Annotated in this window: 29 protein-coding genes and 1 other RNA gene; 10 read left to right on the top strand and 20 right to left on the bottom strand. The window is 71.0% G+C overall.

Annotated elements, in window-relative coordinates; genetic code table 11:
• Positions 1-6: 6 nt before the first annotated feature.
• Positions 7-531 carry a PaaI family thioesterase gene (locus ACYVC6_RS12120; protein WP_460714350.1) on the bottom strand — a complete coding sequence of 175 codons (525 nt, stop codon included), beginning with the start codon at positions 529-531 and terminating at the stop codon, positions 7-9.
• Positions 532-586: 55 nt separating this feature from the next.
• On the opposite strand from ACYVC6_RS12120, the gene ACYVC6_RS12115 reads away from it, so the two are divergent.
• Positions 587-1,081 (top strand): winged helix-turn-helix transcriptional regulator, encoded by a 495-nt coding sequence (locus tag ACYVC6_RS12115; protein ID WP_460714348.1) that lies wholly within the window; start codon positions 587-589, stop codon positions 1,079-1,081.
• Here ACYVC6_RS12115 and ACYVC6_RS12110 read toward each other — a convergent pair.
• From ACYVC6_RS12110 to ACYVC6_RS12090, 5 genes are all read right to left on the bottom strand, one after another.
• Entirely contained in the window at positions 1,068-2,027 is a 960-nt protein-coding gene (locus ACYVC6_RS12110) for a haloalkane dehalogenase (RefSeq protein ID WP_460714346.1), read from the bottom strand. The two genes, ACYVC6_RS12115 and ACYVC6_RS12110, sit on opposite strands and share 14 nt — an antisense overlap.
• A 10-nt stretch (positions 2,028-2,037) precedes the next feature.
• Positions 2,038-3,801 carry a DEAD/DEAH box helicase gene (locus ACYVC6_RS12105; protein ID WP_460714344.1) on the bottom strand — a complete coding sequence of 588 codons (1,764 nt, stop codon included), beginning with the start codon at positions 3,799-3,801 and terminating at the stop codon, positions 2,038-2,040.
• Complete coding sequence (locus tag ACYVC6_RS12100) at positions 3,798-4,073, bottom strand: DUF3039 domain-containing protein (protein WP_460714342.1); 276 nt, start codon at positions 4,071-4,073, stop codon at positions 3,798-3,800. The genes ACYVC6_RS12105 and ACYVC6_RS12100 overlap by 4 nt, the downstream gene beginning before the upstream one ends.
• A gap of 139 nt (positions 4,074-4,212) precedes the next feature.
• Positions 4,213-4,791, bottom strand: coding sequence for a YqgE/AlgH family protein (locus ACYVC6_RS12095; protein WP_460714341.1), 579 nt, complete (start codon positions 4,789-4,791; stop codon positions 4,213-4,215).
• A gap of 78 nt (positions 4,792-4,869) precedes the next feature.
• Entirely contained in the window at positions 4,870-5,391 is a 522-nt protein-coding gene (locus ACYVC6_RS12090; protein ID WP_460714339.1) for a hypothetical protein, read from the bottom strand.
• Between the two features lie 160 nt (positions 5,392-5,551).
• On the opposite strand from ACYVC6_RS12090, the gene ACYVC6_RS12085 reads away from it, so the two are divergent.
• On the top strand, positions 5,552-6,277 hold the full coding sequence (locus ACYVC6_RS12085) for a TetR/AcrR family transcriptional regulator (RefSeq protein ID WP_460714337.1): 726 nt from the start codon (positions 5,552-5,554) through the stop codon (positions 6,275-6,277).
• 3 nt (positions 6,278-6,280) lie between these two features.
• Here ACYVC6_RS12085 and ACYVC6_RS12080 read toward each other — a convergent pair whose 3' ends face one another.
• The 3 genes from ACYVC6_RS12080 to ACYVC6_RS12070 all read right to left on the bottom strand — a co-directional run bounded on the left by ACYVC6_RS12080 (position 6,281) and on the right by ACYVC6_RS12070 (position 8,585).
• On the bottom strand, positions 6,281-7,324 hold the full coding sequence (locus tag ACYVC6_RS12080; protein ID WP_460714335.1) for a DUF3048 domain-containing protein: 1,044 nt from the start codon (positions 7,322-7,324) through the stop codon (positions 6,281-6,283).
• 73 nt (positions 7,325-7,397) lie between these two features.
• Positions 7,398-8,165, bottom strand: a complete 768-nt coding sequence (locus ACYVC6_RS12075) for an SDR family NAD(P)-dependent oxidoreductase (RefSeq protein ID WP_460714333.1) — start codon at positions 8,163-8,165, stop codon at positions 7,398-7,400.
• A 6-nt stretch (positions 8,166-8,171) separates the two neighbouring features.
• Complete coding sequence (locus tag ACYVC6_RS12070; RefSeq protein ID WP_460714331.1) at positions 8,172-8,585, bottom strand: HIT family protein; 414 nt, start codon at positions 8,583-8,585, stop codon at positions 8,172-8,174.
• A gap of 37 nt (positions 8,586-8,622) precedes the next feature.
• On the opposite strand from ACYVC6_RS12070, the gene ACYVC6_RS12065 reads away from it, so the two are divergent.
• The gene (locus ACYVC6_RS12065; RefSeq protein WP_460714329.1) at positions 8,623-9,078 is read left to right on the top strand and encodes a nuclear transport factor 2 family protein; all 456 of its coding nucleotides are present in this window, start codon (positions 8,623-8,625) and stop codon (positions 9,076-9,078) included.
• Positions 9,079-9,187: 109 nt separating this feature from the next.
• Positions 9,188-9,463: a hypothetical protein gene (locus ACYVC6_RS12060; protein WP_460714327.1), complete on the top strand. Its 276-nt coding sequence runs from the start codon at positions 9,188-9,190 to the stop codon at positions 9,461-9,463.
• A 13-nt stretch (positions 9,464-9,476) separates the two neighbouring features.
• On the opposite strand, the gene ACYVC6_RS12055 is transcribed toward ACYVC6_RS12060, so the two are convergent.
• From ACYVC6_RS12055 to ftsE, 8 genes are all read right to left on the bottom strand, one after another.
• On the bottom strand, positions 9,477-10,094 hold the full coding sequence (locus tag ACYVC6_RS12055; RefSeq protein ID WP_460714325.1) for a class I SAM-dependent methyltransferase: 618 nt from the start codon (positions 10,092-10,094) through the stop codon (positions 9,477-9,479).
• A gap of 43 nt (positions 10,095-10,137) precedes the next feature.
• Entirely contained in the window at positions 10,138-12,507 is a 2,370-nt protein-coding gene (locus ACYVC6_RS12050) for a heavy metal translocating P-type ATPase (protein ID WP_460714323.1), read from the bottom strand.
• 192 nt (positions 12,508-12,699) lie between these two features.
• Positions 12,700-13,068, bottom strand: a transfer-messenger RNA (tmRNA) gene (ssrA, locus tag ACYVC6_RS12045).
• Positions 13,069-13,119: 51 nt separating this feature from the next.
• Entirely contained in the window at positions 13,120-14,016 is an 897-nt protein-coding gene (locus ACYVC6_RS12040) for an amidohydrolase family protein (RefSeq protein WP_460714321.1), read from the bottom strand.
• Positions 14,009-14,488: an SsrA-binding protein SmpB gene (smpB, locus tag ACYVC6_RS12035; RefSeq protein WP_460714319.1), complete on the bottom strand. Its 480-nt coding sequence runs from the start codon at positions 14,486-14,488 to the stop codon at positions 14,009-14,011. Before smpB ends, ACYVC6_RS12040 begins: the two co-directional genes overlap by 8 nt.
• 51 nt (positions 14,489-14,539) lie before the next feature.
• Positions 14,540-15,886: a peptidoglycan DD-metalloendopeptidase family protein gene (locus tag ACYVC6_RS12030; protein ID WP_460714317.1), complete on the bottom strand. Its 1,347-nt coding sequence runs from the start codon at positions 15,884-15,886 to the stop codon at positions 14,540-14,542.
• A 75-nt stretch (positions 15,887-15,961) separates the two neighbouring features.
• Positions 15,962-16,873: a permease-like cell division protein FtsX gene (gene ftsX, locus ACYVC6_RS12025; RefSeq protein WP_460714315.1), complete on the bottom strand. Its 912-nt coding sequence runs from the start codon at positions 16,871-16,873 to the stop codon at positions 15,962-15,964.
• The gene (ftsE, locus tag ACYVC6_RS12020; protein ID WP_460714313.1) at positions 16,873-17,562 is read right to left on the bottom strand and encodes a cell division ATP-binding protein FtsE; all 690 of its coding nucleotides are present in this window, start codon (positions 17,560-17,562) and stop codon (positions 16,873-16,875) included. Before ftsE ends, ftsX begins: the two co-directional genes overlap by 1 nt.
• A 153-nt stretch (positions 17,563-17,715) precedes the next feature.
• On the opposite strand from ftsE, the gene ACYVC6_RS12015 reads away from it, so the two are divergent.
• A complete protein-coding gene (locus ACYVC6_RS12015; protein ID WP_460714311.1) occupies positions 17,716-18,414 on the top strand; it encodes a hypothetical protein in 699 nt (232 codons plus the stop codon).
• Positions 18,415-18,421: 7 nt separating this feature from the next.
• Here ACYVC6_RS12015 and ACYVC6_RS12010 read toward each other — a convergent pair whose 3' ends face one another.
• Complete coding sequence (locus ACYVC6_RS12010; RefSeq protein ID WP_460714308.1) at positions 18,422-20,407, bottom strand: alpha-amylase family protein; 1,986 nt, start codon at positions 20,405-20,407, stop codon at positions 18,422-18,424.
• A gap of 202 nt (positions 20,408-20,609) precedes the next feature.
• Entirely contained in the window at positions 20,610-22,778 is a 2,169-nt protein-coding gene (locus ACYVC6_RS12005; RefSeq protein WP_460714306.1) for an MMPL family transporter, read from the bottom strand.
• A gap of 143 nt (positions 22,779-22,921) precedes the next feature.
• On the opposite strand from ACYVC6_RS12005, the gene trxA reads away from it, so the two are divergent.
• The 5 genes from trxA to ACYVC6_RS11980 are packed head-to-tail and all read left to right on the top strand — an operon-like array spanning position 22,922 to position 25,116.
• A complete protein-coding gene (trxA, locus tag ACYVC6_RS12000) occupies positions 22,922-23,275 on the top strand; it encodes a thioredoxin (protein WP_460714304.1) in 354 nt (117 codons plus the stop codon).
• A complete protein-coding gene (locus tag ACYVC6_RS11995) occupies positions 23,272-23,724 on the top strand; it encodes a DUF302 domain-containing protein (protein ID WP_460714302.1) in 453 nt (150 codons plus the stop codon). The genes trxA and ACYVC6_RS11995 overlap by 4 nt, the downstream gene beginning before the upstream one ends.
• Positions 23,724-23,987, top strand: coding sequence for a metal-sensitive transcriptional regulator (locus tag ACYVC6_RS11990; protein WP_460714300.1), 264 nt, complete (start codon positions 23,724-23,726; stop codon positions 23,985-23,987). Before ACYVC6_RS11995 ends, ACYVC6_RS11990 begins: the two co-directional genes overlap by 1 nt.
• A 40-nt stretch (positions 23,988-24,027) precedes the next feature.
• Positions 24,028-24,432, top strand: a complete 405-nt coding sequence (locus tag ACYVC6_RS11985) for a carboxymuconolactone decarboxylase family protein (protein WP_460714298.1) — start codon at positions 24,028-24,030, stop codon at positions 24,430-24,432.
• 33 nt (positions 24,433-24,465) lie between these two features.
• Positions 24,466-25,116 (top strand): hypothetical protein, encoded by a 651-nt coding sequence (locus ACYVC6_RS11980; RefSeq protein ID WP_460714296.1) that lies wholly within the window; start codon positions 24,466-24,468, stop codon positions 25,114-25,116.
• A 5-nt stretch (positions 25,117-25,121) separates the two neighbouring features.
• Here the strand turns inward: ACYVC6_RS11980 and prfB are convergent, their stop codons facing one another.
• Positions 25,122-26,240, bottom strand: a complete 1,119-nt coding sequence (prfB, locus tag ACYVC6_RS11975) for a peptide chain release factor 2 (protein WP_460714294.1) — start codon at positions 26,238-26,240, stop codon at positions 25,122-25,124.
• Positions 26,241-26,245: the final 5 nt, after the last annotated feature.

Genomic DNA, 26,245 nt, shown 5'->3' with positions numbered 1-26,245 from the left:
ACGAGATCAGCTGAAGATCATGCAGCTCGACGTCGCGTGCGCGAGCACCCGGCCGGCCTCGTCCATGAGCTGCGCCTCGGCGAGCGCCGTACGCCGTCCGCGGCTGAGGACCTTGCCGGTGCACGTGAGCTGGCCGGACCCGACGGTGACTGGCCGCAGGAACTTCACGGTGAGGTCGAGCGAGGTGTAGCCCTCCCCGACGGCCAGCGTCGAGTGCACCGAGCAGGCCGCCGCGGTGTCGAGCAGGGTGGAGATCATGCCACCGTGCACGCCGCCGAGCGGGTTGTAGTGGAAGGTCTCCGCGCGCATCCCGCAGGTGACCGTGCCGCGCTCGGCGTGGAAGTGGTTCATGTCGATGGTCGCCATCACCGGCGGCGGGGGCATCAGACCCTCCTCGATGGCCCGGAGCTGGCCGAGACCGTCGAGCTTCGACAAGGCCTCGAAGTCGCCCTGGCCCGGCAGCGCCCAGGTGACCTCGCGGGTCTCCGTCTGCCACTGGCTGAGATCCGGGCGATCCTGGGTCTGCGTCATGGATCCAGGGTCGCCGACCCTTGCTGAGTCTGTCAAGCAGACTTAGCCTGTGACGGTGACCACCACCGACGCGCCTCCCTCGGCCCTGGCCTACACGACCGAGAACTGCCAAGTCGGTCGCGCCCTGGCCGTGTTCGGCGACCGGCAGACCATGGTCGTCATCCGCGAGGTCTTCAACGGCGTACGCCGCTTCGACGACATGCAGAAGCACAGCGGCGTCAACCGCCAGGTCCTGAGCAACCGGCTCGCGCACCTCGTCGACGAGGGCATCCTGCGCCGAGTGCCCTACCGGCCCGAGGGCGGCCGGGTCCGCCACGAGTACCGACTGACCCAGAAGGGCCTCGACCTCTACCCCGTGCTGACCGCACTCGCCGAGTGGGGGACGAAGTACGTCGCCGACCCCGAGGGACCGGCCGTCGAGATGGCCCACCGCGACTGCGGTGCGCGGGTCCACGCCGCGCTCGTCTGCGAGGACGGGCATCGGGTCGACGAGCTCCGTGAGGTCGTCCCCCGCCCCGGGTCCGGCGCCAAGCTGCTCACGTCGTCCTGACGACCTCGGCGACGATCCGCGCCAGCTCCGGGCCGGCGTCCTCCTGCACGAAGTGGCCGGCACCGGCGATGGTGACGTGGCGCTGCCCACGGGCGCCGGGGACGCGCTCCTGGAACACCGCGTCCCAGCCGCGGGTGGCCGGGTCGCCGTCGGAGTAGGCCGTCACGAACGGCCGGTCGAACTGCTCGAGCGCCTTCATGGTCCTGCGCCCGATCCGGGCGCCGGGGTCGTTGCGGGTCAACGGCAGCAGGGCCGTCATCTGCCTCAGCCCAGCAGTGTGCTCCGGGGTCGGGAACGGCGCGTCGTACGCCGCCAGGACCTCGGTTGAGAGCGGCCCGGTGGTCGCCGCGCCCACGAAGTCGCTGGCCCGGAGCTCGGGAGCTCTCTGGGTGTAGAGCAGGTAGTCGACCAGCGCCTCCTCGAGGACGACGCGCGAGTCGCCGGTGCCGTGGACGGCCCAGGTCAGCCGGTCCGCCAGCGCCGGGTCGGCCGTGTGCAGGATCGTGTTGGCGGCCACCACCCGGGCGAACCGCTCCGGCTCCGCGGCCAGGACGCTGAACCCGATGGGGCCGCCCCAGTCCTGCGCGACGAGGGTGACCTCCCGCAGGTCCAAGGTCGTCACCAGGCTGCGCAGCCAGCCGATGTGCCGGGCGAAGGTGTAGTCGGTGGCGCGGGTGGGCTTGTCGGAGCGGCCGAAGCCGACGTTGTCGGGTGCGACCACACGCAGCCCCTCGGCCACCAGGCCGGGAACCACCTTGCGGTAGAGGTAGGACCACGTCGGCTGGCCGTGCAGCAGCAGGACGACGGGGCCGTCGGGCGGCCCCTCGTCGAGGTGGTGCATCCGCACCGGGGCGAGGCCGTCGGTCTCGACCTCGGCGTAGTGCGGCTCGAACGGATAGCCCGGCAGGTCCGCGAAGCACACGTCAGGGGTCCGGACCAGCTCCATGTGACGGACCCTAGGAGGTCTTGCGCGCGGCCCACTCGCGCACCCGGTCGATCCGGGCGCGCAACTGGGTCGCGTTGGCGACGGCGGCGGCCGGGCCGCCGCACTCGCGGCGCAGCTCGGCGTGCGTGACGCCGTGGGCCTGACCGGTGCGGTGGTGCCAGGCCGCGACGAGCCCGTTGAGCTCGCGGCGCAGGACGGCGAGCTGCTCGTGGGTGGTCACCTCGGCGACCGTGTCCGGCTCCGGTTTCGCCGTACGCCGGCCCTGTGAGCGGCGCTGCGCCTGCCGCTGCTGGAGCAGCTCGCGCATCTGCCCGGGCTCGAGCAGGCCCGGGATGCCGAGGAAGTCCATCTCCTCGTCGGAGCCGACGTGCACCTCACCCTCGTGGCCGAAGGTCGCGCCGTCGAACAGAACGTGGTCGAAGCGCGCCTGCGAGCCGAGCGCCTCGAACCGCAGGCCCTCCTCCAGCGCCCCCTCCCCCGCCTGCGCGCGGGCGAGCAGGTCGTCCTCGGCGAAGATGTCGCCCTCGTCGTACTGGCTGATTTCTTCTTGGCGCCGGCCGAGGACGTGGTCGCGGGCCACCTCGAGCTCGGCGGCGTGCCCGAGCAGCGACGGCACCGACGGCAGGAAGATCGACGCGGTCTCGCCGCGGCTGCGGGCCCGGACGAAGCGACCCACGGCCTGGGCGAAGAACAGCGGGGTCGCGGTCGTGGTCGCGTAGACGCCTACCGCCAGCCGGGGCACGTCCACCCCTTCGCTGACCATCCGCACCGCGACCATCCAGCGCTTGTCGCTCGCGGCGAAGTCGCTGATCTTCCTCGACGAGCCCGGTTCGTCGGATAGCACGACGGTCGGGGACTCCTTGCACACCCTCTTGAGCAGCGCGGCGTAGGCCCGCGCGGCGTCCTGGTCGGAGGCGATCACCAGGCCGCCGGCGTCCGGCACGTGCCGACGCACCTCGGAGAGCCGGGTGTCGGCCGCCGCCAGCACCGCCGGGATCCAAGCGCCCTGCGGGTCGAGCGCGGTGCGCAGCGCCTGGGCGTGCATGTCCTTCGTCAGCGGCTCGCCGAGCCGGGCCGAGATCTCGTCACCGGCCCTGGTGCGCCACTGGAGGTCGCCGGAGTAGGCCATGAAGAGCACGGGGCGCACGACGTGGTCGGCGAGCGCCTCGGCATACCCGTAGGTGTAGTCGGCCGCCGAGCGCGGGATCCCGTCCTCGCCGGGGGCGTAGGTGACGAACGGGATCGGGTTGACGTCGGAACGGAACGGAGTGCCGGTCAGGGCGAGCCGACGGTGTGCCGGCTCGAACGCCTCGCGGATCCCCTCCCCCCACGACAGCGCGTCGCCGGCGTGGTGCACCTCGTCGAGGATCACCAGCGTCTTGAACCGCTCGGTCCGGATCCGCATCGCGAGCGGGTTGACCGCGACCCCGGCATAGGTGACGGCGATGCCGACGTAGTCGGCGGAGGTACGGCCCTTCCCCGCGGCGTACGCCGGGTCGATGGGGATCCCCGCCCGCGCGGCGGCCTCGGCCCACTGCTGCTTGAGGTGCTCGGTCGGCGCGATGACGGTCACCCGCTCGACGACCCGGCGGTTGAGCAGGTCCGCGGCGACCGTCAGCGCGAACGTCGTCTTGCCGGCCCCCGGGGTCGCCACCGCGAGGAAGTCGCGCGGCTGACGCGCGGTGTACTGGTTCATGGCCGCCGACTGCCAGGCGCGCAGCGGACTAGCGGTCCCCCACGCGGCGCGGTCGGGCCAGGCCGGCCCGAGCGTCACTCGTCAGAGTCCCCGCCGTCGTCCTTGAGCGACTCCCAGATTTCTTTGCACTCCGGGCAGACCGGGAACTTCTCGGGCGCCCGGCTCGGCACCCACACCTTGCCGCACAGCGCGACGACGGGGGTGCCCATCACCATCGCCTCGGTGAGCTTGTCCTTGGGCACGAAGTGCGAGAACCGCTCGTGGTCACCCGCGTCGGTGGGGACGGTCCGCTCCTCGTGGCGGACGTCCGTGTCGACGGCGGTGCCGGGCCCGAAACCGATGGTGCTCATTGGGTCCACCTTACGACGGGAGCTCAGTTCCAGCGCAGGCTGCGGGGGTCTCGACACGCCGGTCACGGCCTCGTTCCTCGGCCGTGCGGCTTGCTCGACCACCATCGATCGGCCCGCCCTCGTTCCTCGGACGCGCCGATCAGTTGAGATCAGGGTCCACCGGGCGCGTCGAGTGCCAGGCGAGCTCGCCGGGCTGTCGGCGCAGGACGTCGCGCTTGAGCTCGGTCGGGTCGACCCGGAAGACGTCGGGCACCTCGCCGGGCACGACGTACCAACTGCCCTCCTCGATCTCCTCCGCGAGCTGCGCGGCTCCCCAGCCGGCGTAGCCGGCGAAGATCCGCAGGCCGGCCAGGCTGTCGGTGACCAGCTCGACCGGGGTGTCGAGGTCGACCAGACCGACGACCGCGTCACCGTCGTCGCCGAGCCCCGCGATCGGGCGGAAGCCGAGGGGCGGGTCGGCCGGGTCGCGCAGCCGCGCCACGGCGAGCGCCCCCTCGGCGCTCACGGGTCCACCGCGGAACAGCACCTCGGGCTCGGCACACGCATCCGCCCACGGGTCCAGGACCTCCGAGACCGGGACAGGCGACGGGCGGTTGAGGACGACACCGAGCGCGCCGTCGCCGTCGACCTCGAGCATCAGCACGACGGTGTCGGCGAAGTTGGGGTCGAGCAGGCCGGGAGTCGCGACCAGCAACATCCCCGCACGCACCTCGCCCACCCGACAATCCTGCACGACAGGTGGCGGGTGGGCGAGGTCTTCGGCGGCTGACGGGGAGGGAGGGTCGTCAGCCGCGGGTCAGGCGGCCAGTGCGGCCTTGATGCGGTGCAGGATCGAATGATGCTCCTCGACGAGGTGCGCCACCGGGACGTAGGACTCGCGGGCCCGCGCCTCGATCCGCGCACCGACGGTCACCGAGGCGGCGTCGTCGGGGCCGCCGCGACCCGCCATCACGGCGAGCAGGACGTGCTCCTTGGCCGCCGCGGTGGCAGCGGCGCGAGCCATCTCCTCGTCGAGGGGATGCTCGAGGTGGCGGTCGAGGATGGCGCGCACGCCGGGCATCTCCTGCGCCGTGCGCAGCCAGGCGGTGACCACGGCCCGCTCGAGGTCCATCGGCTGGGCCATCAGCTCGCGCTCGATCCGGCCGGCGAGACGGGTGTGCCAGCGCAGCTGGAGGGCGCCCAGCAGGTCGGTGGCGTCGGCGAAGGTCTCGGCGACACCGGGAACGTACAGGGGGAGCTCGCCATCGACGCGCTGGTCAGCGGTCTCGACAACGGTCCGGAGGACCTCGCCGCGGCGGTGGAAAGCGTTCCAGGTCATGGTTCTTTCCTCTCGGGTGTCGGCCCTTCCGGTCGGAGCGGAGCCGGTGCCCACATACCGTGGGTACGTACTGAGAGTACTGCTTCATACCGTGGGTATGCCAAGTCTTTACGACGTGATGGTGGCCACCCGTACCTTCGGTCGGTATTACTCTGCCGGAATGCCCAAGTCACCCATGCACAGGCTGGTCCGCGAGGTGGCGAACGTCTCAGCCGTCACGGGTGCCACCCGGCGCCAGCAGTACTCCGCCTCCACCAAGCGCGCGCTGGTGGACGTCGCCGAGGGCCTCTTCACCGAGAACGGCTACGCCAACACCTCCCTGGACGCCATCGTCGCCGGGGCACGGGTGACCAAGGGCGCGCTCTACCACCACTTCAGCGGCAAGCAGGCGCTGTTCGAGGCGGTCTTCGAGCGCGTCGAGACCGATGCGTCGAAGGCCATCAACAAGGCCCTGCGGGGCAAGCGCGACCCGTGGGAGAAGGCCCAGGCCGGCCTGCGGGCGTTCCTCGAGGTCGTGCAGCAGCCGCGCTACCGGCGGATCGTCATCCAGGAGGGTCCGGCCGTCCTCGGCTACGAGCGGTTCCGCGAGCAGGAAGAACGCTCGACCTTCGGCTCGGTCCTCGACATCGTCCGCTCCGTGCTGGGCGCCGGCGGGTGGGATCTCGACGAGGGCATGCTGCAGACCTTCGCCCGGATCTTCTTCGGTGCGATGTCCTCGGCCGGGGAGTCGGTCGCCACGGCGAGGGATCCCGAGATGGCCGCCTGGCGCGTCGAGGCGGCGATCGGCTTCATGATCACCGGGTTCCAGACCCTGGCCGACTCCGGCGTCGACCTGCCGACCGCCCCCCAGCCCGAGGCAGAGCCCGAGGCTGAGCCAGACGCGTGACCGCTACTTCTTGGTGAAGGTGACGTTGCCGCCGTCGACCGGGACCAGCTCGATCCAGGTGTGGCCGGCGGGGACGACCAGCTCCCCGGCCTTCGTGGAGAGCTCGATGGGCGACTCGAGGTCGGCCTTGCTCCAGGTGCCGCGGACAAGACGGCCGTCGTGGAAGACCATCGCCGGACCGGTCCCCTCGAGCTTGGTCTCGGGCACCGGGTTGCCGGCCGGGTCGGTGTAGCCGGCGTCGCCGACCTCGACCCGCAGCACCACGACGGTGTCGGCGGGGAACGGCGCCTGCGGGTCGGCATAGCTGTTGACGTTGACGTAGCCGCCGCCGTCGAAGCGCCAGTTGGTCGTGTGTCCGCCGGAGAAGCTCGCCGCGATGGTCTTGGCCGGCTGTCCCGCCGGCAGCTCCTCGGCGTCGCCCCACGGCAGGTAGTCGACGGGCCGCGTCTCCTCGTCGCCCGACGCCGCGTCGGTCGTCTCCTCGAGGTCGGCCATCAGGTTGTAGGGCGCGCTCCGGCTGTCCTCGCGGTAGAGACCCTCGTCGCCCTCGGCGAAGAACGGGATGCCGGCGTCCTGGATCCGGGCGATGGTCACCGATGCCGCCCCCGAGGTGACCATCGTCGCGCCGACCGGTGCGACGATGCCGATGTCGCTGGCCCGCATCGAACGCACCGGGCCGACCTCGTCGGGGATGTCGGAGTAGTAGAACACCGCGAGCCGGGTGCTGCCGCCCTCGACCAGCTCCTCGACCACGAGGTCCGCCGAGTCGAGCCCGACCTGAGGGGCACTCGACGGCGTGTTGTCCATCTTCACGACCATGACGGGGTGGGTCTGCGCCGCGCTCTGGTCGCCGCTCACGTCGAGCCCGGTCAGCGGCCAGGTCTGCGCGAGCGTGTCACCGCCCGCGACCGGCTGCGCCTCGGGAGTGTCCCCGGCATCGTCCTGCTTGTCGCCACCACAGCCGGCCAGCAGGACGCCGGCCGCGAGGGTGAGGGCGAGCGCCGAGGCGCCGGTGCGGTGCGATCGCACGAAGGTGGCTCCGATCAAGGTGTACAAGTCTGGTCGACTTGAAGTGTGCGCCGAGGGCGCTGGGTGGCGCGGGAGGCGCGCCACGGCGGCCTCAGCCGAGCTTGGCCCCGCCGTCGACATAGAGGGTCTGCCCGGTGATGTAGGACGCCTCGTCGCTGCAGAGGAACGCCGCGGCGGCGGCGATGTCCTCCGGGAACCCGACCCGGCGGACCGGGTTGTGCTCGGCGTTCATCTGGCGCAGCTGCTCGGGCTCCATCTTGAGCCGACGGGCGGTCGCGTCGGTCATCTCGGTGGCGATGAAGCCGGGAGCGATCGCGTTGGCGTTGATCCCGAACGGGCCGAGCTCGATGCCGAGCGTGCGGGTGAACCCCTGGATGCCCATCTTGGCGGCGGAGTAGTTGGCCTGGCCGCGGTTGCCGAGCGCTGACACGCTCGAGAGGTTGAGGATCTTGCCGTACTTCTGCTCGACGAAGTGCTTCTGGGCGGCCCGGGTCATGAGGAACGCACCGCGGAGGTGGACGTTCATGACCAGGTCCCAGTCCTCCTCGGTCATCTTGAAGAGCAGGTTGTCGCGGGTGATGCCCGCGTTGTTGACGAGGACGTGGATGCCGCCGAGCTCCTCGACCACCCGGGTCACCGCGCCGTCGACCGCGGCGGAGTCGCTGACGTCGGCGCCGACGCCGAGGTGCTTCTGGTCGCCGCTTGCCGGGAGCTTGGCGGCCGCTGCCCCGGCGGCCGACTCGTCGAGGTCGAGGATCGCGACCGAGGCGCCCTCCTCGGCGAACCTGGTCGCACACCCGAAACCGATGCCTTGCGCCGCGCCGGTGATGACCGCGACCCGTCCGTCGTACCTACCCATGGGGTGTCACTCTAAGGCGGCCCGCAGCCGCGCCGCGTACTGCCCCCGCTCCTCCGGGTCGGCGTACTTCGTGCGCGGCCAGAAGAAGCCGCGCAGGCCGTCCCCCTTGGTGCGCGGCACCACGTGCAGGTGCAGGTGCGGGACCGACTGGCTGACGACGTTGTTCAGCGCGACGAAGCTGCCCTGGGCGCCGAGGCCGTCCACGACGGCGGTCGCGAGGCGCTGGGCGGCGGCCAGGAACCCGTCGCGCAGGCCGGGCGGCAGGTCGGGCAGCGTCTCGACGTGCTCGCGAGGCACGAGCAGCACGTGACCCTTGAAGACCGGCCGCAGATCGAGGAACGCCACGAAGTCGTCGTCCTCCAGGACCAGGTCCGCCTCGATCTCGCCCCGGACGATGGCGCAGAAGACGCAGTCAGCCACGGCAGCGAATCTAGGTCACGAATCTATGCTGTCGCCCGTGGCTGACGGCTCAGACAGCGCCCGTGAGATCGAGAACCTGCTCTACACCTATGCGGAGCGCATCGACGCCGGCGACCTCGACGGGGTCGCCGACCTGTTCGCGCACGGCCGGATCCACGGCCAGGAGAACCCTCCGCCCGAGTCCGTCTTCGAGGGCCGCGACGCCGTCCGCGCGCTCTACCAGTGGTCGACCCGGATCTATGCCGACACCGGCACCCCGAAGACCAAGCACCTGACGACCAACGCGCGGATCGAGGTCGACGAGAAGGCCGGCACAGCCACCGCCCGCTCGTCCTACGCCGTCACCCAGGCCACCGACGAGCTGCCGCTGCAGCTGATCATCACCGGTCACTACGAGGACACGTTCCACCGCGTGGACGGCGCCTGGTGCTTCGACACCCGGGTCATGTTCGTCGACCAGACCGGCGACCTGAGTCATCACCTGACGTTCTGAGACCCCGGACCAACGTCCCGGGCCGGCCGGGACCTCTGGACCTGCCCGGCGTGGATCCGGCGCGCCCAGGCTGGTTGCCGACGGAGCAACCACCCCAGGAGGTCGAACGATGGCCAAGGAACAGTACGTCCAGCATGACTGGCCCCCCTACGCCTGGGCGCTCATGCTGCTCGGCATGGTCGTCCTCGTCACGGCGATGATCGGCCTGTTCCTCTACATGGTCCAGAAGGCCTCGAACGTGACCGGCGCGCCGGCTCCGGCGCAGCCTGCCGGCGAGCTCGAAGCCGCCGACAGCGCGTCCCCCGCCGCGGTCGCCGCGCCGGTCCACGGGGCGGCCGTCGAGCGACAGGACGCTGGACCGAAGGCGCCGGTGGCCGCGGCCTGACAGTCCTGGACCGTCAGCTGACGGCCCGACCCCAGCTCAGGTAGCCGAAGGGCTTGCCCGGCCCCGGGGCGAAATAGGTGTGCCGGACGCCGTCGACGGCGAACCCGGCGCCGCGGACCAGTGCCTCGGGGTCTCGGGTCAGGTGACACCCGCCGGAGACGCGGCGCTGCACCGGCTCCAGCCGCCGCTGCCAGCGACGGACGCCCTCGTCCGGCGCCAGGCCGTGCTCGATGAAGTGCAGAGCCCCGCCGGGCCGCAGCACGCGGTGGAGCTCGGCCAGCGCCCGGGCCGGGTCGGGGATCGTGCAGAGCGAGAACGTCACCAGGGCGGCGTCGTACGCCGCGTCGCCGACGGCGAGGTCCTCACCGGCCAGCCCCACCCGCTCCACCGGGACCTTGCTGTCCGCTCGCCGGCCGGCCGACCTCTTCCACGCCAGGTCGGAGGGCTCGACCGCGTCGAGCGACGTCACCTCCGGCGGCAGCACGCCGAGGTTGAGCCCACTGCCGAACCCGACCTCGATGACTCGCCCGCTGAGCCCTTCGCACACCTCGCGGCGCAGCTCCATGATCGGCGGCTGGGAGCAGGTGAGGTCGACCAGGCGGGGGACGACATGCGCTTCCCACCAACCCATCCCGTCATTGTGCCGGGTGGTTGTGCCGGGTCCGGCAACCGCGTCAGAACCGCTTCGAGCGCAGCCGCAGCGCGTTGGTGATCACACTGACCGACGACAGAGCCATGGCCGCAGCGGCGATGACCGGCGACAGCAGGACACCGAACACCGGGTAGAGCACGCCGGCGGCGACCGGGATGCCCGCCACGTTGTAGATGAACGCGAACACCAGGTTCTGCCGGATGTTGGTCATCGTCGCCTGTGACAGCTGGCGAGCCCTGGCGATACCCATCAGGTCACCGCGGAGCAGGGTGACCCCGGCGCTCTCCATGGCCACGTCGGTGCCGGAGCTCATCGCGAGCCCGACATCGGCGGCCGCCAGGGCGGGGGCGTCGTTGACACCGTCACCGGCCATCGCCACCACCCGGCCCTCGTCCCGCAGGCGCTTGACCACGTCGCTCTTGTGGTCGGGCAGGACCTCGGCCTCGACGTGCTCGATGCCGAGACTCCGGCCCACCGCCTCGGCCGTGATCCGGTTGTCGCCGGTGAGCATGACGACATCGATGCCCTCGTCCCGGAGCGCCTTCAAGGCGGCCGGCGTCGTCTCCTTCACCGGGTCGGCGATGGCGAAGATGCCCGCCACGCGGCCGTCGACGCCCATGAAGATGGCGGTGGCGCCGTCTCCGCGCAGCCGGTCGGCGTCGTCAGCCAGGGCTGCCGTGTCGATGTCCTGGCTCGCCAGGAACCCGCTGCTGCCCAGGACCACATGGGTGCCTTCCACCTGGCCGACGGCGCCCTTGCCGACCGGCGAGTCGAAGTCGCTGACCTCGGGGATCCTGACCCCGGACTCCTCGGCCTTGGCGACGATCGCCAGCGCCAGCGGGTGCTCGGAGGCCCGCTCGACGCCAGCCGCGAGGCGGAGCAGCTCGTCGGGATCGAAGCCCTCGGCCGGCACGATCCGGGTGACCGACGGCTTGCCCTCGGTCAGGGTGCCGGTCTTGTCGACGACCAGCGTGTCGACCTTCTCCATCCGCTCCAGGGCCTCGGCGTTCTTGATCAGCACACCCAGCTGGGCGCCGCGGCCGACGCCGACCATGATGGACATGGGCGTGGCCAGACCCAGCGCACAGGGGCAGGCGATGATCAGCACGGCGACGGCCACGATCAGGGCGTGCGCTGCCTGCGGCTCGGGACCGACCGCCGCCCAGACGATCGCCGCCACGACGGCCACCAGCAGCACGGCCGGCACGAACCAGGCCGACACCCGGTCGGCCATCCGCTGGATGGGGGCGCGGGAGCGCTGGGCCTCGGCCACCATCTGCACGATGCGTGCCAGCATGGTGTCACGGCCGATCTTGTCGGCGCGCATGACCAGCGAGCCGGTCTGGTTGAGCGTGCCGCCGATCACCAGGTCGCCGGCGGTCTTGGACACCGGCATCGACTCCCCGGTCACCAGCGACTCGTCGACCGACGAGCGGCCGTCCTCGACGGTGCCGTCGACCGGCACCTTCTCGCCGGGCCGCACGCGCAGCCGGTCACCGATCTGGACCTGCTCCAGCGGCACGTCCTTCTCGGTGCCGTCGGCCGCCGTCAGGAGGTGAGCGGTCTTCGGCGTGAGATCGAGGAGGGCGCGGATCGCGCCGGAGGTCTGCTCGCGGGCCCGAAGCTCGAGGACCTGGCCGAGCAGCACCAGCGTGGTGATCACGGCCGCGGCCTCGAAGTAGACGTCCACGACCCCGTCCATGTCGCGGAAGGAGTCGGGGAAGATGCCGGGCAGCGCCGTCGCGACGACCGAGAAGAGCCAGGCCACGCCGGTACCCAGGGCGATGAGCGTGAACATGTTCAGCTTCAACGTGCGCACGGAGGTCAAGCCCCGCACGAAGAACGGCCAGCCGCCCCAGAGCACGACCGGCGTCGCCAGCACCAGCTGGGCCCAGGTCGCGGCGGTCGCGGACAGCCACTCGAACGCCTCGGGGAAGAAGTGGGTGCCCATCTCCAGGACGACCACCGGGATCGTCAGCAGCACCCCGACCCAGAAGCGGCGGGTCATGTCCCGCAGCTCAGGGCTCGGCCCGTCGTCGGCGGCCACCGTCACCGGCTCCAGCGCCATGCCGCAGATCGGGCAGGAGCCCGGACCGGGCTGGCGGATCTCCGGGTGCATCGGGCAGGTGTATTCGACGACCTGGCCCTCGGGCGGGGTGGCGGGCTCCGACGTCTGCGACGGCCGCACGTAGCGCTCGGGGTCGGCCTCGAACTGGGCCTGGCAGCGCGACGAGCAGAAGTAGTAGGTCGTGCCGCCGTGTTCTGCGTGACCAGCGGCCGCATGCGGGTCGACGTCCATCCCGCAGACGGGGTCCTTCACGAGGAACTCGCTGCCTGCGGACCGCTCCTCGTGGTGGTGACCGGCGTGCTGGTCGTGGTGGTGCGTAGTCATGTGTCTACCATACCCCCGTAGGGTACTGAGTCAAGAGGCAATGGCCACGATCTTCGCTTCGCGATCGCCGAGTCGGCGCTACTGCTGAGGTGGCGCTTCGCGCGGAGACGGCAGTACCGCCGACTCGGCTCGGTCCACACGTGACAGCACCCCTGCGCCAGCGCTTCGCGCTTTCGCAGGGGTGCATGTCACGTGTGGAGCTGGCGGGAATCGAACCCGCGTCCTCGAGCGTCGAACCAGGTCTTCTCCGGGTGCAGTCAGTAGTGGCGTGTTCTCAGTCCCGGCGCTCGTACTGACACGTCGCCGACGGACTCAGTCAGGTTTGAGTCCTGTTCACCCCTCCTGACTGGGGGTGAACAGCAAGTCTCCTAGATGACGCCAGGGTCCGGGACGGAGACGGATGCCCGGTCTGACGCTTCGATCACCGCTCAGGCGGCGAGAGCGAAGGAACTGCGATTAGCGTTGGCAGTTGTGGTTTCCAGCGGTCGTTAACGAGATGTCGCTGGCTCCTCGACCCGCTTCTCCTGGAACTAACGTCCCAAGTCGAAACCGATCAGCCCCTCTTGAGTTGTGCTTCCACTCTACGGGGTGCAACCGACATCCACCCATCGACTATTCCTGCAGGTCAGCCGGTACGCCGAAGAGCTCGGCGCCGTTGGACCAGCAAACCTTGCGCAGCCAGACGTCCCCCAGGTCGAGCCGGGCCAGGCTCTCCAGCTGGTGGGCGTAGGGGTAGGGGATGGTCGGGAAGTCGGTGCCGAGCAGGATCCGGTCCCCGAGGTCGGCCAGCCGCGGCAGCAGCTCGCGCGGGTAGGGCGGGAAGAAGTCGGTGAACACCATCGTGGTGTCGAGCCGGACCTCGTCGAAGGTCTCGGCGAGCGCCAGGAAGTCGGCGACCTCGGGGGCGCCCATGTGGGCGATGACCAGACGGAGCCGCGGGTGCTTCCTCAGGACCCGCGCCGTGGAGGCGGGCCCGGTGAACCTGTTGCCGACCGGGCCGGACCCGGCGTGCACGACGACCGGCGTGCCGGCGTCCTCGAGCACTCCCCAGACCCGGTCGAGCCGGGCGTCGTCGAGGTGGAACTCTCCGACCTGGAGGTGCAGCTTGAAGACCTCGACGCCGGCATCGAGCAGGTCGGCGACGTACGCCGGCGCCTCGGGCTCGGGGTAGAACGTCCCCGACCAGAGGACCTCCGGGATGCCGGCGGCGAACTCCCAGGACCACGCGTTGAGGTAGGTCGCCACGCCGGGCTTGTGGGCGTAGGGCAGCGTCGGGAAGCGGCGGACCCCCATCTCGCGCAGCAGGTCGACCCGGGCCTCGTGGCTGACCCGGTAGCGGATCGGCCACTCGCGACCGATCTTGGGCCCGGCCTCGTCGAACTGGGCGTAGACCGCGCGCTGGATGTTGGGCGGCAGGAAGTGGACGTGGACGTCGACCAGCCCGGGCAGGCCGAGCTGCTGCCAGAACGCGCGGACCGGCTCGACGTCCTGGCCGAGCGGGTCAGTCACCCATGCCCTTGAGGCGACGTCCGACGGCCTGCTCGACCTCGCGGTTGGCCTGGCGCTCGGCCAGCGAGTGCCGCTTGTCCCACGACTTCTTGCCCTTGGCCAGCGCGATCTCGACCTTGGCCCGGCCGTCGAGGAAGTAGAGCGAGAGCGGGATGACGGTCAGGCCCTTCTCGGTCACTCGGCGCTGGATCTTGTCGATCTCCGCACGGTTGAGCAGCAGCTTGCGCTTGCGCCTGGCGGAGTGGTTGGTCCAGGTGCCCTGGGAGTACTCCGGGATGTGGACGCCGTGCAGCCAGGCCTCGCCGTTGTCGATGTCCACGAACCCGTCGACGAGCGACGCCCGCCCCTGGCGCAGCGACTTGACCTCGGTGCCCTGCAGGACCAGGCCGGCCTCGAAGACGTCCTCGACGAGGTAGTCGTGCCGCGCCTTCTTGTTCTGCGCGATCATCTTGCGCCCCTGCTCCCTGGCCATTGGGACATCCTCTCAGCCAGGGTCAACGGCGATTCGTCAACAGGGTCACTGCTACATGTAGCCCATCGGGTCGACCGCCTTGCCGCTCTGCAGGACCGTGAAGTGCAGGTGGCAGCCGGTGGACCAGCCGGTCGAGCCGACGTAGCCCACCGTCTCGCCGCGGGACACCTTGTCGCCGACCCGCACGCGATAGCTGCTGGCGTGGTTGTAGACCGCGACGATGCTGGCCCCGTTGACGCGACCGACGCTGAGGTAGAGCCGGTTGCCGTAGACCGACGAGTAGTAGGCGGAGACGACCGTCCCGTCGGCGACCGCACGCAGCGGCGCCCCGCAGCCGGCGCCGAAGTCGGTGCCGTCGTGCAGGCCGTAGTAGCCGTAGATGGGGTGGATCCGGTAGCCGAACGGTGAAGTCACCCGGCCGCTGACCGGGTAGTCCAGGAAGCCGTCGGACTCGCCCTGGAACCCCTCGTTGCCCGCCGCGGCCGCGGCGGCCTCGGCGGCGGCGATGGCGGCCAGGATCTTCTTCTTGATCCGGCGCTCCTCGCGCTTGAGCTTCTCCAGCATCCGCAGGTCGGCCTGCCGGGCGGCGCGGGCCTCCTGCTTCTTCGCCTCGTTGGCGTCGACCAGTCCCCGGAACTTGACCTTCGCGGCCTCGGCCTGGTCGGTGAGCTGCTGCATGGTGACCAGGTTGGCCGCGGCCTCGGCGCGCCGGGCCGCGACGTCGTTGCGAGCCGCCTCCACCTCGTCCTCGCGCACCTGGAGTAGCACCTCGGCGGCGATCAGGTCGTCGAAGATGCCGCTCTGCTTCGCGGCCGCATTGTCGGCGTACTCCTCGTGGCGGATCAGGTCGGAGGGGCTCTGCGCGCCGAGGTAGCCCGACAGGGAGACCAGGGTGGGGTCACCTTGCTGGTAGAGCTCGACCACGAGGTCCTTCACCACGGCCCGCTGGGCCTCGAGGGCCTGCTGGCCGGCGACCACGTCGGCCTGGGCCTGCACCAGCCGCGCCTCCGCCTCGACCAGGGCCGCCTGCATGGTCGCGTCGAGGGCGCGCGCGGCGTAGAGCTTCTGGCGGGTGGTCGCCAGGTCGGCCTTGGCGCCCGCGAGCTCGGCCCGCGATGCGGCGTACGCCGCCACCGCCTTGGCGACCCGGTTGCTGGACTCCTCGGCCTCGTGCTGGGCGGCGCGGATCTGCTGCTGGACCTTCTTGCGCTGGTCGCGCAGGTCGTCGGCATCGCTGGACTGTGCAGAAAGAGAGAGGGCGGCCGGGACGATGGTCTGGGTGGCGACGGGGATGGTGAGGGCACCGACGAGAGCGGGGATGGCGAGGGTCCGTCCGAGCCGACGTCCGGCCACCAGTCGGGGCGCACGTCGACGAGAGGCGCCGGGGAAGTAGCGCACGTGTCTGCCTTCTGCGTTCGGGGAAGTGTGGGACCAGTGGTGCTGGTGTGACTCCCCGACCGTAGAGGCAGATGGTCAGACTTTGAGGTATTTGCGGGTCAGCGCGAGTGTCGGGAGCAGGGTCAGCAACGGTCCGAGGACCGCGATGACCACCAGCGCGGTCGTGAAGTCGGGCAGGCCGATCCACGGCATGAACGACAGCGTCTGGCTGATCCGCTGCTCGACGCCGAACCACATCACCGCGCCGAGCGCGCCGCCCGCGAGGACGACGCCGACCACCGCGGTCACCAGCGCCTCGAGGAGGAACGGCAACGCGATGTAGAGCGTGGAGGCGCCGACCAGCCGCATGATGCCGATCTCCTTGCGGCGCGCGAACGCCGCCAGCCGGATCGTGTTGGCCACTAGCAGCAGCGCGGCGAGCAGCAGGAAGCCGGCCACGCCCCACGAGGCGTACTTGAGGGTGTCCAGGGAGTCGAAGAGCGGCTTGACGGTCTCGCGCTCGTCGCGGATCTGGGAGACGCCGTCCAGGCCGACCACGGCGCTGGTGATGCCCTCGAACTCCTTGGGGTTCTTGAGCGTGATCCAGTAGGCCTCGGACATGTCCTCGGCGGTCATCACCGGGTTGGGACCCTCGAACTGCTCCTCACCGAGGAGCTTCTTGACCTTCTCGAAGGCCTCCTCCTTGGTCTCGAAGCGGTAGGTCTCGACCTCGGGGCTGTCCTCGATGACCGCCTCGATGGCCTCCTTCTGGGCCTCGGTCGCCGCACTCGTGCAGCTCGGGTTGACGTCGGAGTCGCGGCACAGGTACGTCGCGATCTCCAGCTGGTTGCCGAGGTATTCCGTGGCGATCGAGCGCTGCTGGTTGAGCAGCACGCCCAGGCCGACCAGCGTCATCGAGACGAACAGCGTGAGGATCACCGCGATGTGCATCGAGACGTTGCGGCGCAGCCCCTGACCGAGCTCGGACCAGACATACCTGAGCTGCATCAGGCGACCCCGCCATAGGCACCCTGCGCCTGGTCGCGGACGACCCGGCCTTGCTCGAGCTCGACGACGCGCTTGCGCATCTGGTCGACGATGCTGACGTCGTGGGTGGCCATCAGCACGGTGGTGCCGGTGCGGTTGATCCGGTCGAGCAGCTTCATGATCCCGACCGAGGTCGTCGGGTCGAGGTTGCCGGTGGGCTCGTCGGCGATCAGGATCATCGGCCGGTTGACGAACGCACGGGCGATCGCGACCCGCTGCTGCTCACCGCCGGAGAGCTCGTCGGGCAGCCGGTCGCCCTTGCCGTCCAGGCCGACCAGCTGCAGCGTCTCGGGGACGGTCTTGCGGATCTCGGCGCGCGACTTGCCGATCACCTGGAGCGCGAACGCGACGTTCTCCGAGACGGTCTTGTTCTGCAGCAGCCGGAAGTCCTGGAAGACCGTCCCGATCTGGCGGCGCAACCGCGGCACCTTCCAGCCGGCGAGCCGGTTGAGGTCCTTGCCGGCCACGTGGACCCGGCCCGAGGTCGAGCGGGTCTCGCGCAGCACCAGGCGGAGCGCGGTGGACTTGCCCGAGCCCGACTGACCCACGAGGAAGACGAACTCGCCCTTCTCGATGTCGATGCTCACCTGGTCGAGCGCCGGGTGGGCGGTGCCGGGGTAGGTCTTGGTGACCTTCTCGAAGCGAATCACGTGGATTGAGGCTACGTGAGCCGCCCAGCGCGGTTGCGGAGGCTAGGCGGGCGCGTCCAGCGCAGCCGGGGCACGGCCGGCCGGAGTCCAGCGGCGGAACCCGGCCCACCGAGCGGGCGTCGGACCGGCATGCCCCGGCACCGCCGTCCCCTCGTGACCGTCGTCGCGCTGCTCGTCGTCGCGGTGTCCGCCTGCACCGACGACAGTGGCGACTGCTGCGACGAACCCTTGGACCCGGAGACGAGTCGGGAGCTCGCGCTGGCGCACGACACGTGGCGGGACTGGGCGTCCCACGAGCTGCGAGCCGGCGACGCCGATGGTGCGCTGGTCGCTGCGGAGGCCCACTTCCAGCCTCAGGACTGGAGCCTCCCGCCCTCGTTCCGCTGGGAGCTCACCTTCCTCTCCACCAGGCCGAGCCCTCCAGACGAGGTCGCCCGGGTGCTGGAGAAGGCCTGCGCCTTCTCGGCGGGTGCCCGCTTCATGCTCGGCGACGACCTCTCTGTGAGCCTGGCGGTACCGGCTGCGACCCGCAGCGTCCCGAGCCGGATGAGCTCCGGGTGCGACTCGTCGATCCGGGGTGTGGCGACCTGGTTGACGTATCTCGACGGCCATCCGCTGCCTCCCGAGGTCGGGGGCGTGGAGTTCATCCCCACGACATCGGGAATGGTGATGGTGACGGCGTACGTCCGACCGCCCGACGCCACTGCGGCAGTCGCGCGACGGATCAGGCGGCAGCTGTGCGCCTACCCGCACGGCACTCGCTACTCGATCCTCAGGACGGCACAGCCATCCCCGGCGGGACAGATGCGCGCCGTGCGGTCGTTCGTGGCTGATCGCACCTGCCGTCCGTGACCGACGCTCACCCCGGTGCGTCCACGACCCACCACGCGGCGTACGCCGGGAGCCACAGCATCCCCATGGAGCCGACGGCCAGCACGTGGCCGCCGAGGGCGTCGTAGGGGACCCGAAGACCCACGTCGTGGAGACGGTGCAGCTCGAACGGCCGGGCCTGCTCGGTGACGTTGTAGAGGCCCACGAAGGCACCACTGGCGTGCCGGCGGACGACGGCGAGCACGCCGTCGTCGGTGTCCTGGATGACCTCGGTGTCCGCGGAGGCGTGCAGCTGGGGCAGCCGGGCCCGGACTGCGGCGAGGTGCTTGAGGCCGGTGAAGACCCGGCCCGGGACCGTGCGCAGGTCGTCGCGGGCGACCGCGCGGCTCCAGTCGAGGCGCGGGCGGTGGGCCCACCGGTTGTCGTCCTCGTGCCCCGGCTCGCTCGCCCAGTCCGGGTCGTTGACCTGGGCGAGCTCGTCGCCGCTCCAGACGACCGGGATGCCGCCCCAGCCCGCGACGACGGCGTGCGCCAGGAAGATCCGGGCCAGGGCGTTGTCGACGTCCGGACCGGCCTGCGCACCCGCGGCCAGACCGAGCAGGGACGCCGCCGTCCCGCTGATCCGGCGGTCACCGGTCTCCGGGTTCTCCTGGAACACCAGGCCCTCGGCCCAGCTGCCGGGGAACTCGCCGGAGTACCAGTCGGACAGGAAGGACCGGTGGCCGTGGCCGGTGACGCCGACGGCGTGGGCGTCCCCGTCGTCGATCGCCCAGCCGATGTCGTCGTGACAGCGGACGTAGGTGATCCAGGTGCCGGTCGCGGGCGTGGCGGGCAGCGCGCCGAGGGCCTGGCGGGCCAGGACGGTGTTGCGCGCGGCCAGCATCGACCACACCTGCACCATCAGGCTGTTGTGGTAGGCCAGGTCGCTCACCCGGCCGGCGTGGGGGCCGGTGCCGAGATACTGCACCAGGTCGCGCGGCCCGACGATCGCCTCGGCCTTGAACGCCACGGCCGGTGCGGCCATCCGGGTCACCGCCCGCAGCGCCTGCGTGATCGCGTGCACCTCGGGCTGGTTCTGGCAGCTGGTGCCCAGCCGCTTCCAGAGGAACGCGATCGCGTCGAGCCGCAGCACCTCCACGCCGAGGTTGGCCAGGCCGAGGATGATCTCGGCGAACTCGAGCAGGACCGCGGGGTTGGCCCAGTTGAGGTCCCACTGGAACTCGTTGAACGTGGTCCACACCCAGGCCTGCAGGTCGTCGTCCCAGGTGAAGTTGCCCGGCGCGAAGTCGGGGAAGACCTCCGGCAGAGTCTGCTCGTAGGCGTCGAGCACGGCCTGGTCGGTGAAGACGTGGAAGTAGTCGCGGTAGCCGGCGTCACCGGCGCGGGCTCGGACCGCCCACTCGTGCTCCCTGGCGACGTGGTTGAGGACGAGGTCCATGCACAGGCTGACGCCGCGCTCGCGCAGGGTGGTCGCCAGGTCACGCAGGTCGTCCATCGTGCCGAGGTCGCTGCGCACGGCCCGGTAGTCCTGCACGGCGTAGCCGCCGTCGTTGTCACCCTCGCGGGGCTGCAGCAGCGGCATCAGGTGCAGGTAGGTGACCCCGAGGTCCTCGAGGTGGTCGAGCCGCTTCGCGACGCCGCGCAGGTCCTCGGCGAACCGCTCGGTGTAGCAGGCGTAGCCGAACATCCGTGGCTGCTGCAGCCAGTCCGGGGTGAGCAGGCGCTGGGCATCCAGCCGGTGCAGCTCGTCGGGCCGCTCGGCGTACGCCGTCGCCGCCAGCTCGACCAGGCGCGTGGTGAGCGCCTCGCGCACGCCGGGGTCGGGGTGGAACTCCCGCAGGGCCGACTCGAGGTCCTCGTGGTAGCGGTCGAGGCGCAGCCCGAACGTCTCCCGACGGTCACGGCTCAGCCGGGTCCCGCCACCGACGAGGGCGTCGATCCCGAGGGTGCCGGCCGCTTCGAGACGGGCCGAGGCGGCGGCGTGGAGCTGGGGAGGAGCGCTCATCGGTCTCATTCAAGCGCACCGCCGGGCGCTGGTCCCGGTTCAGCCGCGCCGCCACCAGCTGCGACCGGGTGGCCGCTCCTCGGCGACGTGCCCGGGGCACCACTGGTCGGGGGGCACCGACGACTTGACGTGGGCGACGTGGCGGCCGCAGCCGCGCCACGTCGTCCGGCCGCAGGTGCGACACCTCGCTGCGTGACACATGAGAGCTCCCTCAGCCGTGTGAGAAGTGGATGTTGGGCAGGACCCGCTGCAGCCAGGACGGCACCCGCCACGCGGCGTCCCCGGTGAGCCGCAGCAGCACCGGCAGCAGGACGAGGCGGATGAGGAACGCGTCGAGGAGCACCGCGATGCCGAGCACGATGCCCATCTCCTTGGGCGGCAGCGGCCCCGACAGCGCGAAGGTGAAGAACACCGCGACCATGACCGCCCCGGCGGCGAAGATCACCCGGCCGGAGTGGGCGACCGCGCCGACCATCGCCTCGTGCGGGTCCCCCGACCGCTCGTAGTGCTCCTTGGCGGAGGCGAGGAGGAAGACGGTGTAGTCCATCGCGATCGCGAAGATCATCGCGAAGAAGAACACCGGCGCCCACGCGTCCAGGAACCCTTGGGACTCGAAGCCGAGCAGGCCCGCTCCCCAGCCCTCCTGGAAGACGAGCCGGGCCACGCCGAAGGCGGCCGCCGTGGACAGCAGGCTGACCAGGGTGCCGAGGAACGCGATGAGCGGTGCCTGCAGCGCCACCAGCAGCAGGAGGAAGCCCAGCAGCAGCACGACCGCGATCACCAGCGGGGTCGACTCGTCGAGCTGGGTCTTGAGGTCGAGGTTCTCGACCGCGGCACCGCCGACCTGGGCCGTCGCGGGCAGGTCCGCCCGCAGCCGGTCGACCGTGTCGGCCAGGGCCGGGTCCGACGGGTCGACGGTGGGCACAGCCGAGACCAGCACCAGCCCGCTTTCGTCGGGGGCCGGCTGCGCCGGGAGGACTCCGCCGATGCCCGGGTCGGCGGTCAGAACCTCGACGGTCCGGTCCGCCTCGTCGGCGTCGGCGATCACCTGGAGCGTGCCCGGCGCCCCGGGACCGAACTCCTCCGCGACCAGGTCGTAGCCGACCCGGGCCGAGGACTCCTCGGGCAGCACCTTGATCGAGGGCATCGAGGTGCGCAGGCCGACGATCGGCGCGGCGAGCGCGACGAGCACGACCACGGCCACCAGGCCGAACGCCACCGGACGACGCCACAACCGCTCGCCCCAGGCCGCGAACCTCGGCGAGCGGTGCTCACCGGCGTGCACCCACGGCAGCGAGCCCCAGTTGACCCGCTCGTCCAGGGCGGCCAGCACGACCGGCAGCAGGGTGAGCGTGGCAGCGAGAACGAAGATGACGGCGAGCATGATCCCGCCGGCCATCGAGCGGAACGCAGGCGAGGGGACCAGCATGACCGCCGAGAGCGAGACCAGGACGGTCAGGCCGGAGAGCAGCACGGCCTTGCCGGCCGTGTCCATGGCCTCCGCGATCGCGTGGTGCGGGTCCTCGTGCGCGCCCAGCCGGGCGGCACGGTAGCGCTGCACGATGAACAGCGCGTAGTCGATGCCCAGGGCGAGGGCGAACATCATCGCGAAGTTCATCGCCCAGATGGAGACCGGCACGAACTGGTTGATCAGCACCAGTGAGCCGGCCGAGGCGACCAGCCCGGCGAGCGTGAGGATCAGGGGCAGACCCGCGGCGAGCAGCGCGCCGAAGGCCAGGACGAGGATCACCAGCGTCACCGGCCAGGAGACCATCTCGGACTTGAGCATCGCGTCGAGGTTGGCCTCGTTGAAGTCGGACCACAGCATCGAGGCACCCGTCGGCCGCACGGTGACGTCGCCCTCGGACAGGTCCTGCAGCGCGGCCTTGTGGTCGTTGGCCACCCGCACCATCTCGTTGGTGTCCGCGCCGGCACCGGCGAGCAGGACCGCGGTGTGTCCGTCCGCGCTGATCGACGCCCCGGGCTGGGGCGCGATGACCTCTCCCACGCGTGGGTCGGCCTCGAGGATGGCGGTGGCGGAGGCGATCGCCGCGCCGCCGTCCCCGGCGAGGACGTCGCCGCCCGGGTCGTTGACGACCACCTGGATCGCCGAGCTGGCGTTGCCACCGAAGTGGTCGACGGCCAGCTCCCGCACCGCCACGGACTCCGAGCCGTCGGCCTGCCAGCCGGCGCCGGAGAGCTCGGACTCCACGCGCGGGGCGAAGATCCCGAGCCCGACGACGACCAGCGCCCAGATGATCAGGGTCAGTCGTCGGTGCCGGGCGACAGCGAGGCCGAGCTTGCCCAGCACTCCGTAGCTCTGGAGGTCGGGCAGCGGCGCTGGGCTCGTGGCTGGGGCGGCGGACGCGCTGTGGGACATGGGTGGGTGCTCCGTCTTCGTCGGTGACTTAGTCGGTGTCTTGGTCGGTGTCAGGACTGGCGGGTCGGGAATGCCCGATCCCCCTAGGGGGTTATCCCCCCGTGGGGTTAGAATGACACCATCCACCAACTGGGAGGAAATCCATGAGCACCATCGACCTGACGGCCGAGACCTTCGAGCAGACCATCACCGGCAACGAGATCGTGCTGGTCGACTTCTGGGCGTCCTGGTGCGGCCCGTGCCGGATGTTCGCGCCGATCTACGAGGCCGCCTCGGAGGCGCACCCGGAGATCGTGTTCGGCTCGGTCGACACCGAGGCCGAGCGTGAGCTGGCCTCAGCCGCGAGGATCAGCTCGATCCCGACGCTGATGGCGTTCAAGGACGGCCATCTCGTCTTCTCGCAGCCCGGCGCGCTGCCGGCCCCGGCCCTCGAGCAGCTCATCGAGGGCGTCAAGGCCCTCGACGTCAGCGCCGAGACCACCGCGAGCGCCTCATGAGCACCTCCACCAGCACCACCAGCACCACCAGCAGCGCCTACACCATCGCGGTGACGCTCGACCGGCCCTACGCCGACGTCGTGCCGGCCGTCCGGATCGCGCTGGCCGCGCAGGGTTTCGGCGTCCTGACCGAGATCGACGTCCAGGCCACCCTGAAGGCCAAGCTCGGCGTCGACGTGCCCGCTCAGGTCATCCTGGGCGCCTGCCGGCCCGAGCTGGCCCACCGTGCGCTCGACGCCACGCCGTCGCTCGGAGCACTGCTGCCGTGCAACGTGGTGGTGCGCAGCGAGACCGACGGGCGCACGACGGTCGAGGCCATCGACCCCGACGCGATGGCCCGCCTGGAGGACTCCCCCGTCGTACGCGAGGTGGCGCAGGAAGCCCGCACCCGGCTGCGCGCCGCACTGGACGCGCTCGAGACGACCGACCCCACGACGAAGGAGTCCTGATGGAGCTCGATCCCGACGAGCTGCGACCGCTCATCAACCGCGCCAAGCGCGCCCACGGTCACCTGGGGAAGGTGATCTCGATGATGGAGGAGGGCACGGAGTGCGAGGACGTGCTCACCCAGCTCGCCGCCGTGCTCAAGGCCCTCGAGCGGACCGGCTTCGGCATCGTCGCGACCGGCCTCCAGCAGTGCATGGCCGCCGGCGACGGCGCCAACAGCGTCGACGTCAAGAAGATGGAGAAGCTGTTCCTCGGCCTCGCCTGACCGTCACACACCGCTCCACCCGAGCTCACAGGAGACAGCAATGACCACCACCACAGTCGAGGCCGCAGTCGAGGCCGAGCACTCGTCCCACGGCAAGCAGGTCCTCGACGACCTGTCCCCCCTGCACCGCCAGCTGCGCCGGGCCGTTCCCGAGGTCTACGCCGGCTTCCGCGAGCTGCACCAGGCGGCGTTCGCGCCCGGCGCCCTCGACACCCGCACCAAGGAGCTGATCGCGCTCGCGATCGGCGTGACCGAGGGCTGCGACGGCTGCATCGCCTCCCATGCCCAGGCCGCCGCCAAGGCCGGCGCCACGCGCCAGGAGGCGGCCGAGGCGATCGGCGTGACCTTCCTGATGAAGGGCGGCCCCGCCACGATCTACGGCCCGCGTGCCTACGACGCGTTCTGCGAGTTCGCGCCCGAAGAGGGCACCGCGACCGCCGACTGACCCGCTGGACGGCCCGGTCCCTAGGCTGACCGGATGCGTCACCTGGTCCTGGTCGCGGCGGCCGCCGTGCTCGTCACGGGTGCCGGGGTGACCGCCGGAACGCTGCTCGCAGACGGTGACGAACCCACCACCTCCGGGCCACCGAGCTTCTCGACGACCCCGCTCGACGCCTTCGACACCAGCACCCTGACCGTGCCGCGGGCGTCGTTCTGCCACGCGGTCGACCCGCGCCAGGTCGAGGCAGCGCTCGGCGGCGAACCGGTGGACGCGCAGTCGTACAGCAGCGGCGACGAGGTCACCCTGGCGGAGGGCGTCACTGATGTGGCGCACGAGTTCGGCTGCACCTGGGTCCGCGCCGACCAGGGCGAGGCGCGAGCTTGGGTGTTCGCGCCCCCGGTCGACGCGGACCGGGCCCGGCGCCTGGTCCGCGAGGCGACCGCCGGGCGGCCCCAGGACTGCCAGGCCTCCCCCGAGCCGGCGTACGGCGCGCCGTCAGTCGGGCTGCTCTGCACCGGCGAGGGCGGGGGACGCGCGGCCTACCAGGGCCTGTTCGGCGACGCCTGGCTGGCCTGCGAGCTCAGCTCGAAGGACCCCGAGGTCAGCGGAGCCGAGCTCCTCCGGCGTACGGGCGCGTGGTGCGTCGGCGTCGCGCTCGCTGCCTCGCAGGCCGCACCCGCGACCTAGTCGTGCTAGTTGGCGGCCGCCTTCTCGGCGCCGCGGCGCCAGCGGATGCCGGCCTCGATGAAGTCGTCGATCTCGCCGTCGAAGACCGCCTGCGGGTTGCCGACCTCGTGGCCGGTCCGCAGGTCCTTGACCATCTGGTAGGGGTTGAGCACGTAGTTGCGCATCTGGTCGCCCCACTCGGCCTTGACGTCACCACGCATCCCGTCGAGCTGCGCCTTCTCCTCGGCCTTCTTCAGGGCCAGCAGCTTGGCCTTGAGCACGACCATCGCGCTGGCCTTGTTCTGCAGCTGCGACTTCTCGTTCTGGCAGCTGACGACCGTGCCGGTCGGGATGTGGGTCAGCCGGACCGCCGAGTCGGTGGTGTTGACCGACTGGCCGCCCGGGCCGCCCGAGCGGTAGACGTCGACGCGGATGTCCTCGTCGGGGATGTCGATCTCGTCGGTCTGCTCGAGCACGGGCACCACCTCGACGGCGGCGAACGACGTCTGGCGGCGGCCCTGGTTGTCGAACGGGCTGATCCGCACCAGCCGGTGGGTGCCGGCCTCGACCGAGAGGGTGCCGTAGGCGTAGGGGGCGTGGATGGCGAAGGTCGCCGACTTGAGGCCGGCCTCCTCGGCGTAGGAGGTGTCGAAGACCTCGACCGGGTAGTTGTGCTGCTCGGCCCAGCGGGTATACATCCGCATCAGCATCTCGGCGAAGTCGGCGGCGTCGACGCCGCCGGCCCCGGACCGGATGGTGATCAGGGCCTCGCGGGCGTCGAACTCCCCGGACAGGAGGGTCCGGACCTCGAGCACCTCGACGGTCTTCTGGATCTTCGCGAGCTCGGTCTCGGCCTCGGCGAGCGAGGCCGCGTCGCCCTCGTCGCGGCCGAGCTCGACCATGATCTCGAGGTCCTCGAGCCGCTGGGCGAGCTCGGTGAAGCGGTCCAGCTCGCCCTGCAGCAGCGAGAGCCGCCCGGTCACCCGGGTGGCGTTGTCCTGGTCGTCCCACAGGTCGGGAGCGGCGACCTGCTCGCCGAGGTCGGCGATCTCGGCGCGCATCGCGTCGAGGTCGAGCACCTGCTCGATGGTGTGCATGGTCGACTGGAGCTGCTTGATCTCCGCGTCGAAGTCGGGTCCGGCCACAAGGG

The sequence above is a fragment of the Nocardioides dilutus genome, from assembly GCF_054779555.1.
This window is presented reverse-complemented; position numbering and strand designations above follow the sequence as displayed.

Bases quoted from the DNA above. Each gene is read 5' to 3' on its own strand.
- ACYVC6_RS12120 (WP_460714350.1), bottom strand. From the start codon at position 531: ATGACGCAGACCCAGGATCGCCCGGATCTCAGCCAGTGGCAGACGGAG.
- ACYVC6_RS12110 (WP_460714346.1), bottom strand. From the start codon at position 2,027: ATGGAGCTGGTCCGGACCCCTGACGTGTGCTTCGCGGACCTGCCGGGC.
- ACYVC6_RS12100 (WP_460714342.1), bottom strand. From the start codon at position 4,073: ATGAGCACCATCGGTTTCGGGCCCGGCACCGCCGTCGACACGGACGTC.
- ACYVC6_RS12090 (WP_460714339.1), bottom strand. From the start codon at position 5,391: ATGACCTGGAACGCTTTCCACCGCCGCGGCGAGGTCCTCCGGACCGTT.
- ACYVC6_RS12085 (WP_460714337.1), top strand. From the start codon at position 5,552: ATGCCCAAGTCACCCATGCACAGGCTGGTCCGCGAGGTGGCGAACGTC.
- ACYVC6_RS12075 (WP_460714333.1), bottom strand. From the start codon at position 8,165: ATGGGTAGGTACGACGGACGGGTCGCGGTCATCACCGGCGCGGCGCAA.
- ACYVC6_RS12060 (WP_460714327.1), top strand. From the start codon at position 9,188: ATGGCCAAGGAACAGTACGTCCAGCATGACTGGCCCCCCTACGCCTGG.
- ACYVC6_RS12055 (WP_460714325.1), bottom strand. From the start codon at position 10,094: ATGGGTTGGTGGGAAGCGCATGTCGTCCCCCGCCTGGTCGACCTCACC.
- ACYVC6_RS12050 (WP_460714323.1), bottom strand. From the start codon at position 12,507: ATGACTACGCACCACCACGACCAGCACGCCGGTCACCACCACGAGGAG.
- smpB (WP_460714319.1), bottom strand. From the start codon at position 14,488: ATGGCCAGGGAGCAGGGGCGCAAGATGATCGCGCAGAACAAGAAGGCG.
- ftsX (WP_460714315.1), bottom strand. From the start codon at position 16,873: ATGCAGCTCAGGTATGTCTGGTCCGAGCTCGGTCAGGGGCTGCGCCGC.
- ACYVC6_RS12010 (WP_460714308.1), bottom strand. From the start codon at position 20,407: ATGAGACCGATGAGCGCTCCTCCCCAGCTCCACGCCGCCGCCTCGGCC.
- ACYVC6_RS12005 (WP_460714306.1), bottom strand. From the start codon at position 22,778: ATGTCCCACAGCGCGTCCGCCGCCCCAGCCACGAGCCCAGCGCCGCTG.
- trxA (WP_460714304.1), top strand. From the start codon at position 22,922: ATGAGCACCATCGACCTGACGGCCGAGACCTTCGAGCAGACCATCACC.
- ACYVC6_RS11995 (WP_460714302.1), top strand. From the start codon at position 23,272: ATGAGCACCTCCACCAGCACCACCAGCACCACCAGCAGCGCCTACACC.
- ACYVC6_RS11990 (WP_460714300.1), top strand. From the start codon at position 23,724: ATGGAGCTCGATCCCGACGAGCTGCGACCGCTCATCAACCGCGCCAAG.
- ACYVC6_RS11985 (WP_460714298.1), top strand. From the start codon at position 24,028: ATGACCACCACCACAGTCGAGGCCGCAGTCGAGGCCGAGCACTCGTCC.
- ACYVC6_RS11980 (WP_460714296.1), top strand. From the start codon at position 24,466: ATGCGTCACCTGGTCCTGGTCGCGGCGGCCGCCGTGCTCGTCACGGGT.